General features: G+C 37.8%; 29 protein-coding genes. All 29 read left to right on the top strand.

Annotation, left to right across the window (positions count from 1 at the left end):
• Position 1: 1 nt before the first annotated feature.
• On the top strand, positions 2–355 hold the full coding sequence (gene rplV / locus CP357_RS01765) for a 50S ribosomal protein L22 (protein ID WP_003625788.1): 354 nt from the start codon (positions 2–4) through the stop codon (positions 353–355).
• A gap of 13 nt (positions 356–368) precedes the next feature.
• Positions 369–1,043, top strand: coding sequence for a 30S ribosomal protein S3 (gene rpsC, locus CP357_RS01760; RefSeq protein WP_057729734.1), 675 nt, complete (start codon positions 369–371; stop codon positions 1,041–1,043).
• Complete coding sequence (gene rplP, locus CP357_RS01755; protein WP_003625792.1) at positions 1,043–1,483, top strand: 50S ribosomal protein L16; 441 nt, start codon at positions 1,043–1,045, stop codon at positions 1,481–1,483. The genes rpsC and rplP overlap by 1 nt, the downstream gene beginning before the upstream one ends.
• Positions 1,473–1,670: a 50S ribosomal protein L29 gene (gene rpmC / locus CP357_RS01750; protein WP_025005260.1), complete on the top strand. Its 198-nt coding sequence runs from the start codon at positions 1,473–1,475 to the stop codon at positions 1,668–1,670. Before rplP ends, rpmC begins: the two co-directional genes overlap by 11 nt.
• 18 nt (positions 1,671–1,688) lie before the next feature.
• Positions 1,689–1,955: a 30S ribosomal protein S17 gene (rpsQ, locus tag CP357_RS01745; protein ID WP_005721626.1), complete on the top strand. Its 267-nt coding sequence runs from the start codon at positions 1,689–1,691 to the stop codon at positions 1,953–1,955.
• Between the two features lie 31 nt (positions 1,956–1,986).
• Positions 1,987–2,355 carry a 50S ribosomal protein L14 gene (gene rplN / locus CP357_RS01740; RefSeq protein WP_012211380.1) on the top strand — a complete coding sequence of 123 codons (369 nt, stop codon included), beginning with the start codon at positions 1,987–1,989 and terminating at the stop codon, positions 2,353–2,355.
• Between the two features lie 19 nt (positions 2,356–2,374).
• Positions 2,375–2,608, top strand: coding sequence for a 50S ribosomal protein L24 (rplX, locus tag CP357_RS01735; RefSeq protein ID WP_003549035.1), 234 nt, complete (start codon positions 2,375–2,377; stop codon positions 2,606–2,608).
• 14 nt (positions 2,609–2,622) lie between these two features.
• On the top strand, positions 2,623–3,165 hold the full coding sequence (gene rplE, locus CP357_RS01730) for a 50S ribosomal protein L5 (protein WP_087175958.1): 543 nt from the start codon (positions 2,623–2,625) through the stop codon (positions 3,163–3,165).
• 12 nt (positions 3,166–3,177) lie between these two features.
• The gene (locus tag CP357_RS01725) at positions 3,178–3,363 is read left to right on the top strand and encodes a type Z 30S ribosomal protein S14 (RefSeq protein ID WP_003549037.1); all 186 of its coding nucleotides are present in this window, start codon (positions 3,178–3,180) and stop codon (positions 3,361–3,363) included.
• Positions 3,364–3,387: 24 nt separating this feature from the next.
• The gene (rpsH, locus tag CP357_RS01720; protein ID WP_003625802.1) at positions 3,388–3,786 is read left to right on the top strand and encodes a 30S ribosomal protein S8; all 399 of its coding nucleotides are present in this window, start codon (positions 3,388–3,390) and stop codon (positions 3,784–3,786) included.
• Between the two features lie 24 nt (positions 3,787–3,810).
• Complete coding sequence (rplF, locus tag CP357_RS01715; RefSeq protein ID WP_025005258.1) at positions 3,811–4,341, top strand: 50S ribosomal protein L6; 531 nt, start codon at positions 3,811–3,813, stop codon at positions 4,339–4,341.
• 25 nt (positions 4,342–4,366) lie between these two features.
• On the top strand, positions 4,367–4,726 hold the full coding sequence (rplR, locus tag CP357_RS01710) for a 50S ribosomal protein L18 (RefSeq protein ID WP_007126808.1): 360 nt from the start codon (positions 4,367–4,369) through the stop codon (positions 4,724–4,726).
• 17 nt (positions 4,727–4,743) lie between these two features.
• A complete protein-coding gene (rpsE, locus tag CP357_RS01705) occupies positions 4,744–5,250 on the top strand; it encodes a 30S ribosomal protein S5 (RefSeq protein WP_003625807.1) in 507 nt (168 codons plus the stop codon).
• Between the two features lie 16 nt (positions 5,251–5,266).
• Positions 5,267–5,452: a 50S ribosomal protein L30 gene (rpmD, locus tag CP357_RS01700; RefSeq protein ID WP_025005257.1), complete on the top strand. Its 186-nt coding sequence runs from the start codon at positions 5,267–5,269 to the stop codon at positions 5,450–5,452.
• 23 nt (positions 5,453–5,475) lie between these two features.
• Positions 5,476–5,916 carry a 50S ribosomal protein L15 gene (gene rplO, locus CP357_RS01695; protein ID WP_003625809.1) on the top strand — a complete coding sequence of 147 codons (441 nt, stop codon included), beginning with the start codon at positions 5,476–5,478 and terminating at the stop codon, positions 5,914–5,916.
• Positions 5,916–7,211 carry a preprotein translocase subunit SecY gene (gene secY, locus CP357_RS01690; RefSeq protein ID WP_025005256.1) on the top strand — a complete coding sequence of 432 codons (1,296 nt, stop codon included), beginning with the start codon at positions 5,916–5,918 and terminating at the stop codon, positions 7,209–7,211. The genes rplO and secY overlap by 1 nt, the downstream gene beginning before the upstream one ends.
• 10 nt (positions 7,212–7,221) lie before the next feature.
• Positions 7,222–7,878 (top strand): adenylate kinase, encoded by a 657-nt coding sequence (locus CP357_RS01685; RefSeq protein WP_098036396.1) that lies wholly within the window; start codon positions 7,222–7,224, stop codon positions 7,876–7,878.
• A gap of 71 nt (positions 7,879–7,949) precedes the next feature.
• A complete protein-coding gene (gene infA / locus CP357_RS01680; RefSeq protein WP_002878178.1) occupies positions 7,950–8,171 on the top strand; it encodes a translation initiation factor IF-1 in 222 nt (73 codons plus the stop codon).
• A gap of 16 nt (positions 8,172–8,187) precedes the next feature.
• Complete coding sequence (rpmJ, locus tag CP357_RS01675; RefSeq protein WP_005721621.1) at positions 8,188–8,304, top strand: 50S ribosomal protein L36; 117 nt, start codon at positions 8,188–8,190, stop codon at positions 8,302–8,304.
• Positions 8,305–8,332: 28 nt separating this feature from the next.
• Entirely contained in the window at positions 8,333–8,683 is a 351-nt protein-coding gene (gene rpsM / locus CP357_RS01670) for a 30S ribosomal protein S13 (RefSeq protein WP_003625815.1), read from the top strand.
• 24 nt (positions 8,684–8,707) lie between these two features.
• A complete protein-coding gene (gene rpsK, locus CP357_RS01665) occupies positions 8,708–9,097 on the top strand; it encodes a 30S ribosomal protein S11 (RefSeq protein WP_003625817.1) in 390 nt (129 codons plus the stop codon).
• A gap of 45 nt (positions 9,098–9,142) precedes the next feature.
• Positions 9,143–10,081: a DNA-directed RNA polymerase subunit alpha gene (locus CP357_RS01660; RefSeq protein WP_025005254.1), complete on the top strand. Its 939-nt coding sequence runs from the start codon at positions 9,143–9,145 to the stop codon at positions 10,079–10,081.
• A gap of 26 nt (positions 10,082–10,107) precedes the next feature.
• Positions 10,108–10,491 carry a 50S ribosomal protein L17 gene (gene rplQ, locus CP357_RS01655; protein WP_003625821.1) on the top strand — a complete coding sequence of 128 codons (384 nt, stop codon included), beginning with the start codon at positions 10,108–10,110 and terminating at the stop codon, positions 10,489–10,491.
• A 183-nt stretch (positions 10,492–10,674) separates the two neighbouring features.
• The gene (locus tag CP357_RS01650) at positions 10,675–11,526 is read left to right on the top strand and encodes an energy-coupling factor transporter ATPase (RefSeq protein ID WP_087235504.1); all 852 of its coding nucleotides are present in this window, start codon (positions 10,675–10,677) and stop codon (positions 11,524–11,526) included.
• A complete protein-coding gene (locus CP357_RS01645) occupies positions 11,502–12,353 on the top strand; it encodes an energy-coupling factor transporter ATPase (RefSeq protein ID WP_025005252.1) in 852 nt (283 codons plus the stop codon). The genes CP357_RS01650 and CP357_RS01645 overlap by 25 nt, the downstream gene beginning before the upstream one ends.
• The gene (locus CP357_RS01640; protein WP_098036395.1) at positions 12,353–13,150 is read left to right on the top strand and encodes an energy-coupling factor transporter transmembrane protein EcfT; all 798 of its coding nucleotides are present in this window, start codon (positions 12,353–12,355) and stop codon (positions 13,148–13,150) included. The genes CP357_RS01645 and CP357_RS01640 overlap by 1 nt, the downstream gene beginning before the upstream one ends.
• Positions 13,151–13,152: 2 nt before the next feature.
• The gene (gene truA, locus CP357_RS01635) at positions 13,153–13,932 is read left to right on the top strand and encodes a tRNA pseudouridine(38-40) synthase TruA (protein WP_056945456.1); all 780 of its coding nucleotides are present in this window, start codon (positions 13,153–13,155) and stop codon (positions 13,930–13,932) included.
• A gap of 113 nt (positions 13,933–14,045) precedes the next feature.
• Positions 14,046–14,489, top strand: coding sequence for a 50S ribosomal protein L13 (gene rplM, locus CP357_RS01630; RefSeq protein ID WP_025005250.1), 444 nt, complete (start codon positions 14,046–14,048; stop codon positions 14,487–14,489).
• 15 nt (positions 14,490–14,504) lie between these two features.
• Entirely contained in the window at positions 14,505–14,900 is a 396-nt protein-coding gene (rpsI, locus tag CP357_RS01625) for a 30S ribosomal protein S9 (protein ID WP_003625832.1), read from the top strand.
• The last annotated feature ends 80 nt before the right edge of the window (positions 14,901–14,980 follow it).

Raw genomic sequence — 14,980 nt, 5'->3', positions numbered from 1 at the left:
AATGGCAGAACAAATTAGTTCAGCTAAGGCAGAAGCAAGAACTGTTCGCATCGCTCCAAGAAAAGCTCGTTTGGTCGTTGACTTAATTCGTGGTAAGAGCGTTGCCGAAGCATTAGCAATCTTAGAATTTACGCCTAGAGCTGCTTCCCCAATCGTTGAAAAAGTTTTACGTTCAGCAATTGCTAACGCAGAACACAACTACGATCTTGAAAGTGCAAATCTTTACGTATCAGAAGCATATGTAAACGAAGGTGCTACTTTAAAGAGATTCCGTCCCCGTGCTAAGGGTATGGCTTCCCCAATTAACAAGAGAACCAGTCACGTAGTTGTAGTAGTTTCAGAAAAGAACGATTAAGGGAGGTATATTAATGGGTCAAAAGATTAACCCAAACGGTTTTCGTCTCGGTGTCATCCGTGATTGGGAATCAAAATGGTATGCTGACAAAGGATACAAAGAAACTTTAAATGAAGACCTTCGAATCAGAAAGTTTATTTCAAAGAAATTGAAGGATGCTTCAGTGTCTACTGTTGAAATTGAACGTGCAGCTAACAGAATTAACATTTCAATCCACACCGCAAAGCCTGGTATGGTAATTGGTAAAGGTGGTTCTGAAGTTGAAGCTTTAAGAAAACAATTAAATGCTTTAACTGGTAAGCAAGTTCACATTAATATTGTTGAAATTAAGAAACCAGATCTTGATGCTGAATTGGTAGCAGATAGTATTGCTCGTCAACTTGAAGCTCGTATTGCTTTTAGACGTGCTATGCGTCAAGCTACTCAAAGAGCTATGCGTGCTGGTGCCAAGGGTATCAAGGTTCAAACTTCTGGTCGTTTGAACGGTGCCGACATGGCAAGAAGAGAATGGCACACAGAAGGTCGTGTTCCATTACAAACTTTGAGAGCTGATATTGATTATGCTTGGGTAAATGCTTTCACTACTTATGGTGAAATTGGTGTTCAAGCTTGGATCAACCGTGGCGAAATCTTACCTACTCGTAAGAACAAGCCAGCTTCAAAGCCAGCGAAGGGAGGAAATAGATAATGCCTTTAGTACCAAAACGAGTAAAACACCGTCGTGAATTCCGTGGTAAGATGCGTGGTGCTGCTAAAGGTGGTAAATATATTGCCTTTGGTGAATATGGTCTTGAAGCCCTCGAATCACATTGGATTACTAACCGTCAAATCGAAGCAGCCCGTGTTGCTATGACACGTTACATGAAGCGTGGCGGTAAAGTTTGGATTAGAATTTTCCCTCAAAAGTCATACACTGCTAAAGGTGTAGGTGTACGTATGGGTTCTGGTAAAGGTGCACCTGCAGGTTGGGTAGCTGTAGTTAAGAGAGAAAAGATTATGTTTGAAATTGGTGGTGTTGATGAAGCAACTGCTCGTGAAGCTTTGAGACTTGCTTCAACTAAGTTACCAATTAAGACTAAGTTTGTAACTAGAAGTTCGGAAGTAGGTGGCGAATCTAATGAAGGCTAAAGATATCAGAGCATTAACCACTGATCAAATGTTAGAAAAAGAAAAGCAATATAAAGAAGAACTCTTTAATTTGCGTTTCCAACAAGCAACGGGTCAATTAGAAAATACCGCTCGCTTGAGTAAAGTCCGCAAGAATATCGCCAGAATCAAGACTGTTCTGAGCGAAAAAGCATTAGAAAACAATTAATGGAAGGGAGCTATTAACTTGAGCGAAACAAACGAAAGAAATCGTCGTCACGTATACCAAGGTCGTGTAGTTTCTGATAAGATGGACAAGACTATCGTAGTCGTTGTTGATACTTACAAGAACCACCCAGTTTACAACAAGCGTATTAGATATTCTAAGAAATACTACGCACAAGACGAAAATAACGAAGCTAAAGTTGGCGATACTGTACGTATCATGGAAACCCGTCCATTATCTCGTAAGAAGCGCTTCCGTTTAGTAAAGATTGTTAAGAAATCTGTTTAATTTGCGGATTTAGTGAGGGGAGGATTCTACAGTGATTCAAAACGAATCTCGTTTAAAGGTTGCTGATAACTCTGGTGCCAGAGAACTTTTAGTTATTAGAGTCTTAGGTGGATCAAAGCGTAAGACCGGTAACATTGGTGACATCGTTGTATGTACTGTTAAGCAAGCAACACCAGGTGGCGTTGTCAAAAAGGGCGACGTTGTAAAAGCTGTAATTGTCAGAACAAAGTCAGGTGCACGTCGTGAAGATGGTTCATACATCAAATTCGACGAAAATGCTGGAGTAATTATTAACGCAGATAAGAGCCCACGTGGTACTCGTATCTTTGGGCCAGTTGCACGTGAGTTACGTGAGTACGACTTTATGAAGATCGTCTCTCTTGCTCCTGAAGTCTTATAATTGATAGTGAGGTGCACTGATGTTCGTTAAAACTGGTGACAAGGTAAAAGTTATTGCCGGAAAAGATAAAGGTAAAGAAGGTACTGTTCTTTCTGTTAATGTTAAGAAGAACCGTGTAGTTGTTAAGGGTGTTAACAAGATTAAGAAGCACCAAAAGCCTTCTCAAACCAACGCTAATGGTGGTGTAGTTGAATCAGAAGGTTCAATTCACGCATCAAACGTTAAAGTTATTAGTAAAAAAGAAGATAAGTAGAAGGGAGGACACAAATGGCAAGTTATTTAGCTGAAGAATACAAAGAAAAAGTAGCTCCTGCATTGGCAGAAAAGTTTGATTACAAGTCATCAATGCAAATTCCAAAGATCGACAAGATCGTTTTGAACATGGGTGTCGGTGACGCTGTTTCTAACGCCAAGAACTTGGACGAAGCTGTTGAAGAATTAACTTTAATTTCTGGTCAAAAGCCATTAATTACTAAGGCAAAGAAGTCAATCGCTAACTTCCGTTTACGTGAAGGTATGTCTATCGGTGCTAAGGTAACCCTTAGAGGCGACAGAATGTACGACTTCTTATACAAGTTAATCAATGTTTCTCTTCCACGTGTTCGTGACTTCCGTGGTGTATCAACTCGTTCATTTGATGGTCGTGGTAACTACACTTTAGGTGTTAAGGAACAATTGATTTTCCCAGAAATCGATTTTGATAAGGTTAACCGTACTAGAGGTTTAGACATTGTTATCGTAACTACTGCCAACACTGATGAAGAAGCTCGTGAACTTTTGACTCAATTTGGTATGCCGTTTGCAAGATAGTGGAGGACATTAATGGCTAAAACATCACAAAAAATCAGAAATCGTCGTCCTGCTAAGTTCTCTTCACGCGAATATACACGTTGCGAGAGATGTGGTCGTCCACATTCCGTATACCGTAAATTCGGTTTATGCCGTATTTGCTTAAAGGAATTAGCACACAAGGGTCAAATCCCTGGTCTTAAAAAGGCTAGTTGGTAGTATACGGTTAGGAGGATAGCTTAAATGGTCATGACAGATCCAATCGCAGATTACTTGACTAGAATCAGAAATGCCAACATGGCAAAGCACGATTCAGTTGAAATTCCTGCATCAAATATTAAAAAGTCTATTTCAGAAATTTTGAAACGTGAAGGTTTCATCCGTGATTACGAAGTTGCTGATGATAACAAGCAAGGCGTTATCAAGGTATTCTTGAAATATGGTCCAAATGGAGAACGCGTTATTTCAGGCTTAAAGCGTATTTCTAAGCCAGGTCTTAGAAACTACGTAAGTGCTGAGGACTTACCTAAAGTTCTTAATGGTTTAGGCATTGCCATCGTTTCTACTTCTGCTGGTGTTATTACTGACAAAGAAGCAAGACAAAAGAACGTTGGCGGCGAAGTAATTGCCTACGTTTGGTAATACTGACAGAAAGGAGAACAATTAATGAGCCGAATCGGTTTAAAGACTATTGAAGTCCCTGACAGTGTCACTGTTACCAAGGAAGGCGACAACATTACTGTTAAGGGCCCTAAGGGTGAATTAACTAGATACTTCGATCCAAAGATCACTTTTGAACAAAAAGACGGTGAAATTAACTTTTCACGTTCAAGTGAAAATGATAAAGCAATTCACGGTACTGAAAGAGCTAACTTAGCTTCAATGATCGAAGGTGTAGTTAACGGTTATAAGAAGACTTTAAAGTTAATCGGTGTTGGTTACCGTGCACAAGCACAAGGCAACAAGATTACTTTAAACGTTGGTTACTCACACCCAGTTGTATTGACTGCACCAGAAGGTGTTTCTGTTAAGGCAACTTCAGCAACTGATGTAGAAGTTGAAGGTGTTTCAAAGCAAGATGTAGGTCAATTTGCAGCTGAAATCCGCGCCGTACGTCCACCAGAACCTTACAAGGGTAAGGGTATTCGTTATGTTGATGAATACGTACGTCGTAAGGAAGGTAAGACAGGTAAGTAATAAGTAGTTATTTTGAGGTGAAATTGTGATTTCTAAACCAGATAAAAACAAGTTACGCTTAAAGCGTCATAAACGTATTCGTGGTAAGATTTCTGGTACTGCTGAGCGCCCACGCTTAAGCATTTTTCGTTCAAATAAAAACATCTACGCTCAATTAATTGATGACGTAGCGGGTGTTACGCTTGCAAGCGCCTCAACTTTGGATGAAAACGTATCAGAAGATGCAACTAAGGTAGAACAAGCTGCTGCTGTAGGTAAGGCTATTGCTGAAGCTGCAAAGGCTAAGAACATTTCTACAGTTGTATTTGATAGAAGTGGTTACTTATACCACGGCCGTATTCAAGCGTTAGCTGATGCTGCTCGTGAAAACGGATTAGATTTCTAGGAAAGGAGAATTAACACATGGCAAACCGTAATGATTCTCGTAATAATCGCAGAAACAAAGACGATATCGAAGATCAATTAGTCGCTGTCAACCGTATCACTAAGGTTGTTAAAGGTGGTCGCCGTATGAGATTTGCTGCTCTTGTTGTTGTTGGCGACAAGAAAGGCCGTGTAGGTTTTGGTACTGGTAAAGCTCAAGAAGTCCCAGAAGCAATCCGTAAGGCTGTAGAAGACGGTAAGAAGAAGATGATTAACGTACCTAAAGTTGGTACTACTATTCCTCATGAAGTTATTGGTCACTACGGTTCAGGTAACATTTTATTGAAGCCTGCTGAAGCTGGTTCCGGTGTTGCTGCTGGTGGTGCCGTACGTATCGTTATGGATATGGCTGGTATTTCAGACGTAACTTCAAAGTCACTTGGTTCTAATACTCCAATCAACGTTGTTCGTGCAACTATCGATGGTTTGAAGAAGCTTAGAACTAGCGAAGAAGTAAATAAACTTCGTCAACCTGAAAGAGCTTAGATTAGGGAGATCATAGATGACTGATTTAAAGATTACTTTAATTAGAAGTGCTGCTCACCGTCTACCTGAACAAAGAAAGATTGTTAAAGCTCTTGGCTTAGGTAGAGTAAATAGTACTGTTGTTCTTCCAGACAACGCTGCTACTCGCGGTGCATTATTGAAAATTGCTCACTTAATCTCTGTTGAAGAGATTAATAAATAATATATCAAGGAGGTGCCAAATTAATGAAGCTTCATGAATTACATTCTGCTGAAGGCTCACGTCGCAATAGAAAACGTGTTGGTCGTGGTACTTCAAGTGGTTACGGTAAAACTTCTGGCCGTGGTCAAAAGGGTCAATTAGCTCGTCAAGGCGGTCATACACGTTTAGGTTTTGAAGGTGGTCAAATGCCATTATTCAGAACTATGCCAAAGCGTGGTTTTAAGAATATTAACCGTAAAGAATATGCAATTGTAAACTTAGATGACTTAAATAAGTTCAATGACGGTAGTGAAGTAACTGTTGAAACTCTTAAGGAAAACGGTTTGGTAAAGAAAGAATTATCAGGCGTTAAGTTACTTGGCAACGGTGAATTGAAAGTTAAATTAACTGTAAAGGTTAACAAAGTTTCCGCAGCTGCTAAGAAGGCAGTTGAAGCCGCTGGCGGAACTGTTGAGGTGATCTAATGTTTTCGACCTTGAAGAACGCCTTTAAAGATAAAGAAATTAGAAATAAAATTTATTTTACACTCTTTATTCTTTTAATATACCGGATTGGTGCTAATATTGCTGTTCCTGGTGTTAATGCAAAGGCGATCACTCAGGTTGCTCAAACTGGATTAGTTCCAATGCTAGATACTGTATCTGGTGGTGGACTAGATAACTATTCAATATTTTCCTTGGGTGTTTCTCCCTATATTACGGCCCAAATTGTAATTCAATTATTACAAATGGATATCGTACCTACATTAGTAGAATGGGGGAAACAAGGTGAAGTTGGGCGTCGTAAGACTAATCAAGTAACTAGATATTTGACATTAGTTGTTGCTTTTGTTCAAAGTATTGGTATTACATTAGGTTTTAACGCCTTGACTGAAATGGGGTTGGTAAAGAATCAAACTCCACAAACTTATATAGAAATTGCTATTATCATGACCGCCGGAACTATGTTATTAACATGGTTAGGTGATGAAATCACAGATAAGGGACTTGGAAATGGTGTATCAGTAATTATCTTTGCTGGTATTATTGCAAGATTACCTAGTGGATTATGGCAAATCTATAAAGAAGGAATTATTAATAATAGTGCCAGTGATCGTTGGCAAGGTATTTTGTTCTTCATCGCGGTTATAGTTGCAATCCTTATTGTAACCCAATTGGTTACATGGGTTGAACAAGCTGATCGTCGTATTCCTATTCAATACACAAGAAGAGCGACGATTAGTGGTTCTGAAAGTTTTCTACCATTAAAGGTTAATGTATCTGGAGTTATTCCAGTTATTTTTGCCAGTTCTTTTATTGTTACACCGGCAACAATTTTAATGGCCTTTCAAAGAACCCAAGGTGATCAGCAATGGTTTAAAGTAATGAACCAGATCTTTAGTTTACAAACTACACCTGGAGTTATTATCTACACCTTTTTAATTATTCTATTTACATTCTTCTACGCTTTTGTACAGGTTAACCCTGAGAAGCTAGCAGAAAACTTACAAAAACAAGGTGCTTATATTCCTAGCGTTTGGCCAGGTAAAGATACCCAGAATTATATTTCAAAAATGTTGATTAAATTATCAACTGTAGGTTCAGTATTTTTAGGCTTAGTTGCATTATTGCCTCAATTAGCTACTAACTTTTGGAATCTCCCAAGTTCCATTGGTTTAGGAGGAACAAGTCTTTTAATTGTTATTGGGGTTGTTCTTGAGTTATCTCGTCAAATTAACGGATTGTTAATGAAGAGAGAATATGTTGGATTCATCAGATAGGAACGGATAAATGATTAACTTAATTCTTTTAGGTTTACCGGGTGCTGGTAAAGGTACAGCATCAGAGAGAATCGTCGATAAATATCACTTAACTCATATTTCAACTGGAGATATGTTTAGGGAAGCAATGGCTAATAAGACTAAGGTTGGTCTTGAAGCTAAAAGTTACATTGATAAAGGTAACTTGGTACCAGATGAAGTTACTGCTAAGTTAGTTGAAGAACGTTTAAGCCAACCTGATATTAAAGAAGGTTTCATCTTAGACGGTTTCCCAAGAACTACTGTACAAGCAGAACTTCTTGATGGTATTACTAAACGCTTAAAGAAACCATTAACAAATGTTATTGCGCTTGAAGTTGATGAAGATACTTTGATTAAGCGTTTATCAGCTAGATACATGTGTAAAAATTGTGGTGCCACTTATAATAAACTTTCAAAGCAACCTAAAGTTGAAGGTACTTGTGATCGTTGTGATGGTCATGAATTTTATCAACGTGAAGATGATAAGCCAGAAGTTGTTAAGAATCGTCTTGAAGTTAATGAAAAGATGAATGCACCTTTGAAAGACTTTTATCAAAAGAAAGGTTTGCTTACTGTAATTAATGGTGAACAAACTCCAGAAAAAGTCTTTGAAGATATTGATGCGGTATTGAGTAATAATCAATAGAATAAATTTGTATAATTTTTTATCCGTGTTATAATTTCAAAGTATGACTGTTTAATTGCGGAGGAACAACTTTGGCAAAAGATGATGTCATTGAAGTAGAGGGTAAGGTAGTAGATACCTTACCTAATGCTATGTTTAAAGTTGAATTAGAAAATGGGGCTACTATTTTAGCACATGTTTCAGGTAAAATCAGAATGCACTATATTCGCATTTTGCCTGGAGACCGTGTAACAGTAGAATTATCTCCATATGATTTAACTAAAGGTAGAATTACGTATCGGTTTATAAAGTAATATAACGGAGGGAAACATGAAGGTTAGACCATCTGTTAAACCAATGTGCGAACATTGTAAAGTTATTAAGAGACATGGCCGTGTAATGGTTATTTGCTCAGCAAATCCAAAGCACAAGCAACGTCAAGGTTAATAGTGTAGAAAAAGAGGAGGTGTAGTTTATGGCTCGTATTGCTGGTGTTGACTTACCAAGAGATAAAAGAATTGTTGTTGCTTTAACATACATTTATGGTATTGGTGATGCAACTGCTAAGAAGATTTGTGCTGATGCTGGTGTTTCTGAAGACGTTCGTTCAAAGGATTTAACTCCAGAAGATCAAGAAAAGCTTCGTACTGAAGTTGATAAGTATCGTGTTGAAGGTGACTTACGCCGTGAAGTAAGCATGAACATTAAGCGTTTAGTTGATATTGGTTCTTATCGTGGTATTCGTCACCGCCGTGGACTTCCAGTTCGTGGTCAAAATACCAAGAATAATGCTCGTACTCGTAAGGGTACTAAGAGAAACCGTTAATTTTATTTATAAGGAGGTTTATTGATGCCTGCAAAGAAAACAGCACGTAAGCGTCGTGTGAAGAAGCATGTTGAAAGCGGTGTGGCACACATTCACTCAACGTTTAATAATACTTTAGTCATGATTACTGACGTTCAAGGTAATGCAGTTGCTTGGTCTTCAGCTGGTGCATTGGGCTTTAAGGGTAGTCGTAAGTCTACTCCATTTGCAGCTCAAATGGCAGCAGAAGCAGCAGCTAAGAGTGCAATGGACCAAGGTATGAAACATGTAGAAGTTTCTGTAAAAGGTCCTGGTGCTGGTCGTGAATCTGCTATTAGATCACTTCAAGCAACTGGTCTTGAAATTACTGCAATTCGTGACGTTACGCCAGTTCCCCACAATGGTTCCAGACCACCAAAACGTCGTCGTGTTTAATATTGTCCTTGATATAGGACGTTACGTTTTGAAAGGGGCCCAGTAATGATTGAATTTGAAAAACCAAATATTACCGTTGTTGAACAAGAAGATTCTTACGGTAAGTTTGTTGTTGAACCACTTGAGCGAGGCTTTGGTACTACTTTAGGTAACTCTCTAAGAAGAGTCTTACTTACTTCTATTCCAGGTACTGGACTTGTTTATGTGCAAATTGATGGCGTTTTACACGAGTTCTCAACAGTTCCTGGCGTCAGAGAAGATGTAACCAAGATTATTCTTAATTTGAAGAAACTTGAATTAAAGTCTCTTTCAGATGAGAGAAAGGTTATTGAATTAGACGTTGAAGGTCCTGCCACAGTAACTGCTGATGATCTTAAAGTTGATGCAGACGTTCAAGTCTTAAATCCGGATCAATACATTTGTACCATTGCTGAAGGTGGACACTTGCACATGGAAATTGCCGTGCAAAATGGTAGAGGTTATGTTGCTGCAAGTGACAATAAGAGTGATGACATGCCAATTGGAGTAATTCCTGTTGATTCTCTATTCTCACCAATTAAAAAGGTTAACTATCAAGTTGAATCAACTCGTGTTGGTAAGAGAGACGATTTTGACAAGCTCACTTTTGAGATTTGGACTGACGGTTCAATCAAGCCTAATGACGCCCTTAGTTTTGCTGCTAAGATTTTAGTTGAACATTTCAAGGTATTTGAATCAGCTGATGCAGATACTAAATTCAGCGAAGTAATGGTGGAAAAGGAAGACGATAAGAAAGAAAAGAAACTCGAAATGACAATTGAAGAGCTTGATCTTTCTGTTCGTTCATATAACTGCCTGAAACGTGCCGGCATTAACACTCTTCAAGAGTTAACTGATAAGACAGAATCAGATATGATGCGTGTACGTAACTTGGGACGTAAATCATTGGAAGAAGTTAAGAATAAATTAACCGACTTAGGTCTTTCACTTCGTCAAGAAGACTAAAGTAGGTAAATAAAGGAGGCAAACCCATGGCATACCGTAAATTAGGTCGCGATAGTGCTCACAGAAAAGCAATGCTAAGAGAAATGACTACTCAATTAATCATGAACGAACGTATTGTTACTACTGAAACTCGTGCTAAAGAAGTTCGTAAGACTGCCGAAAAGATGATCACTTTAGGTAAGCGCGGCGATTTAGCTTCAAGAAGAAAGGCTGCAGCATTCGTACGTAACGAAGTTGCAGATGTTCATGAAGAAAAAGATGCAGTTGTTGTTAAGTCAGCATTGCAAAAGCTTTTCAGCGATGTAGCACCTCGTTACAAGGATCGCAATGGTGGTTACACCAGAATTTTGAAGTTAGCTGTTCCTCGTAAAGGTGATGCTGCTCCAATGGTTATTCTTGAATTAGTTTAATTCAGAATTACCACAACTTAATACGTATTAAGAATTATCCATGAAAGTGAGAAAAAGCGTAAAGATGATGGCGAAAGCTTAGTCTAGCTTAGATGATAGAAATCATCCCTCTTCATGGATGATTTTTTTTGCTCTTTTTTCTGTTACAATTACTAATAAGTAGTTTAGAGGGGAAGTGTCAGCATGCCTAAGGATGATGCTGTTGAGTTTCAACATGTCAAGTTTACTTATCCAGATACAAAAAAAGCTGTTTTAAAGGATGTTAATTTTACAGTAAAAAAAGGGTCATGGACGTCTTTAATTGGACATAATGGTAGCGGAAAATCAACAATTTCCAAGTTGATCAATGGGTTACTGTTACCAGATGAGAATTCTAATAGTAAAATTACAGTTTTAGGTACACCTGTGACGGCTGAAAATATCTGGAATATTAGAGAAAAAGTTGGAATAGTTTTTCAAAATCCAGATAATCAATTTGTTGGTGCTACTGTAGGGGATGACGTAGCTTTTGGCTTAGAAAATCGCGGCGTACCTAGAGAAGAAATGATAAAAACAGTAAGGAACGTTTTATCTGAAGTAGGCATGTTGGAATATATTGACTCTGAACCCGCTAATCTCTCTGGTGGACAAAAGCAAAGAATAGCTATTGCTGGAATACTAGCTGTCGAACCCAAAATTATTATTTTAGATGAATCTACTTCTATGCTTGATCCGAGTGGGAGAAAACAAGTTCTTAGAATAATTAGTGAGTTGATGCAGAAAAAGGATTTAACGGTTATTTCCATTACACATGATATCGATGAAGCCAGTATGGCAGATAGTGTGATTGTTTTAAATGATGGTGAAATAATTGATCAGGATCCACCAGAAAAGATTTTTAATAAAACTTCTATGCTTAAACAAATAGGGTTAGATATTCCATTTACTAATAAATTAATACTGGAATTAAATAAAAATGGGATTCGAGTGCCCCAGAATGTAAAAACGAAAGATGAGTTGAAGCAATATCTATGTCAATTAAATTTGAAAATGTAAATTATGTTTATTCTCCTGGAACAACAATGGAGAAAAAAGGGTTAGACAATGTTTCTTTTGAATTATTAGACAATAGTTTTATTGCATTAATCGGACATACAGGTAGTGGAAAATCGACTTTAATGCAGCATTTTAATGCATTGCTAAAACCGAGTTCAGGAACAATTGATATAGCGGGATATCATATTACGTCCCAAACTGGAAATAAGAACTTAAAAAAACTGCGTAAAGAAGTAGGATTAGTGTTTCAATTTCCAGAAAGTCAATTATTTGAAAACACTGTACTTGATGATGTGAAATTTGGTCCAAAAAACTTTGGAATGAGTGATAAAGAGGCCGAAGCTAAAGCAAAGAAATGGTTAGAGCAAGTGGGGTTGTCAACGGATGTGATTTCTAAGTCTCCATTTGAGCTTTCTGGGGGACAGATGAGACGCGTTGCAATTGCAGGTGTAATGGTCAATGAGCCTCAAATACTCTGTCTGGATGAGCCTGGAGCGGGATTAGATCCACGAGCTCGAGAAGAAATGATGCAGATTTTTGTGAATTATCAAAAGGCCGGTCATACTGTTATTTTGGTTACTCATAATATGGATGATGTTGCTAAATATGCGGATGATGTTTTAGTAATGGAACACGGAAAATTGATTAAACATGATAAACCACAAAAAGTTTTTGAAAATGAGGAATGGTTAAAAAAGCATTATTTAGATGAACCTACTTCTAGTTTGTTTGCATCATCGTTAAAGGGCTTCAGATTTAAAGAAAATCCGTTGACAATCAAAGAATTAGTTGATGGAATTAAGGAAAATGTGCAGGGGGGAGTTTAATGAGTAAGATAATTATTGGACGATATATTCCAGGTGATTCTCTTGTTTATAAAATGGATCCCCGAGGTAAATTATTAATCACTATTTTGTTTATTTTGGCCATCTTTTTAGCCAATAATCCTATTACTTATGCAATTATTACCTTATTTTGCTTTTTAGCGATAATTGCTACAGGATTAAAAGCTCGAGTGTTTTGGAATGGTGTTAAACCTTTAATAGGCTTAATTTTCTTTACTTCCCTATTACAATTGTTTTTTATGACTGGTGGCAAAGTTTTTTGGCATTGGTGGATATTTAGTATTTCAAGCTATGGTATCGTAAATGCGATATATATTTTTGTCCGTTTCACGTTAATCATTTTGATTTCCACAGTAATGACGGTGACGACTATGCCTCTGGAGATAGCAGATGCAATGGAATGGTTACTTAAGCCTTTAAAAGTGGTGAAAGTTCCTGTAGATAAAATTGCACTCGTCATTTCGATTGCTTTACGTTTTGTTCCGACTTTATTTGATGAGACATTAAAAATCATTAATGCTCAAAGATCACGTGGAGCGGATTTTAATGATGGTGGCTTAATAAAAAGAGCTAAAGCAATCGCACCGATTCTTATCCCATTATTCATTCACTCACTTGAGACAGCGATTGATCTCTCTACTGCGATGGAATCACGTGGATATCGTGGGAGTGAAGGAAGAACCAAATATCGAGTTTTAAATTGGTCAAAATATGATTTGATTTCTTTGGCATATTTTGTTTTGTTGGTAGGACTATTGTTAATTTTTAGGACACATTAATTATGGCAACTAGATATAAGATGACAATGGCATATGATGGTCATTTATTTCATGGCTTTCAGCTGCAGCCAGATCAACGTACAGTTCAGGGAACCGTTGAAGATGCATTAAAGAAAATGACTAAGGGAAAACGCATTATTGTTCAAGGCTCTGGTAGAACAGATGCTGGAGTTCATGCTGTTGGACAGGTAATTCATTTTGATTATCCTGGTAAAACTATTCCAGCTAATCGAATGATCTTGGCGTTAAATTCAATGATGCCAACTGATATTATTTTTAATGATTGTGAAATAGTTAATGAAAATTTTCATGCTAGATATTCTATTAAAGGTAAATGGTATCGCTATCGTGTAAGTTTGGATCATTTTGTTAATCCATTTAAACGGTTTTATACAGGACATTTTCCATATGTGCTAGACGTAGAAAAAATGCAAGAAGCTGCGCAAGACTTGTTAGGCAAACATGATTTTACTAGTTTTGCGGCAAGCGGTGGGCAAATAGAAGATAAAGTTAGAACAATTTATTATGTAAACATTGTTAAGGACGAAAAAGAGAATGAAATAATATTCGATTTTATTGGTTCTGGTTTTTTATACAATATGGTTCGAATTATGGTTGCTGCATTGCTTGAAATCGGCAATGGACGGCGTCCAATTCATGATTTAAAGCGTGTAATTGCCGCTAAAGATAGGCAGGAAGTACGACAAACGGCTCAAGCAAGTGGTCTTTATCTTTATCATGTTTTTTATGATGAAATACCACAAAAATATAGATTAGACTAGCATTTATAATTGACTTTTTAGCAAAAAGGACGTACTCTAGTATAGTATGTTTGTCCACGATAGGCCCCGGAAACTTATTGTTTTCAAACTGCAAATAAACGGAGGAATTTAAATTGCGTACTACACCATTAGCAAAATCTAGTGAAATCGAACGTAAGTGGTACATTGTTGATGCAACCGACGTATCTTTAGGTCGTCTTTCTGCAGCTGTAGCCACTATTTTGAGAGGTAAGAACAAGCCTCAATACACACCTAATGTTGATACCGGTGATAACGTTATTGTTATCAACGCTTCAAAGATTAAGTTGACTGGTAAAAAGGCTTCAGACAAGTTCTACTACCACCACTCAGAATGGCGTGGTGGCTTGAAGGCTGTTTCATACGGCGAGTTGCTTGCTAATAACCCAGTTAAGATGGTTGAAATCTCAGTTAAGGGTATGCTTCCAAAGAACACTCTTGGTCATCATGAATTCATGAAGATGCATGTTTATGCTGGCGAAGACCACAAGCACGAAGCACAAAAGCCTGAAAAGTTAGATATCAACAAGTTAATTTAATTAGGAGGTTAAATAATGGCACAACAAGCTGCATACACAGGTACTGGTCGCCGCAAGGATTCAGTTGCGCGTGTTCGTTTAGTACCAGGTAACGGTAAGATCACTGTTAACGGTAAAGATGTTGATCAATACATTCCATACCCTAACTTGGTTAAAGATTTAAAGCAACCTTTAACATTAACTGAAACTGAAGGTCAATACGACGTTCACGTTAATGTTAACGGTGGTGGTTTCTCTGGCCAAGCTGGAGCTATCCGTCACGGTATTGCACGTGCTCTTCTTGAAGTTGACCCAGACTTCCGTGGTCCACTTAAGAAGGCAGGTTTCTTAACTCGTGACCCAAGAATGAAGGAAAGAAAGAAGCCAGGTTTGAAGAAAGCCCGTAAAGCTTCACAATTCTCAAAGCGTTAATCTTTGGATTTACGTTTATACAAAAAGCATCCCAATCAGGGATGCTTTTTTGGTGCAATAAAAAACTAAGAACATTTTAG

Source organism: Lactobacillus sp. UMNPBX6 (assembly GCF_002553975.1).
Classification (GTDB): domain Bacteria; phylum Bacillota; class Bacilli; order Lactobacillales; family Lactobacillaceae; genus Lactobacillus; species Lactobacillus gallinarum.
This window is presented reverse-complemented; position numbering and strand designations above follow the sequence as displayed.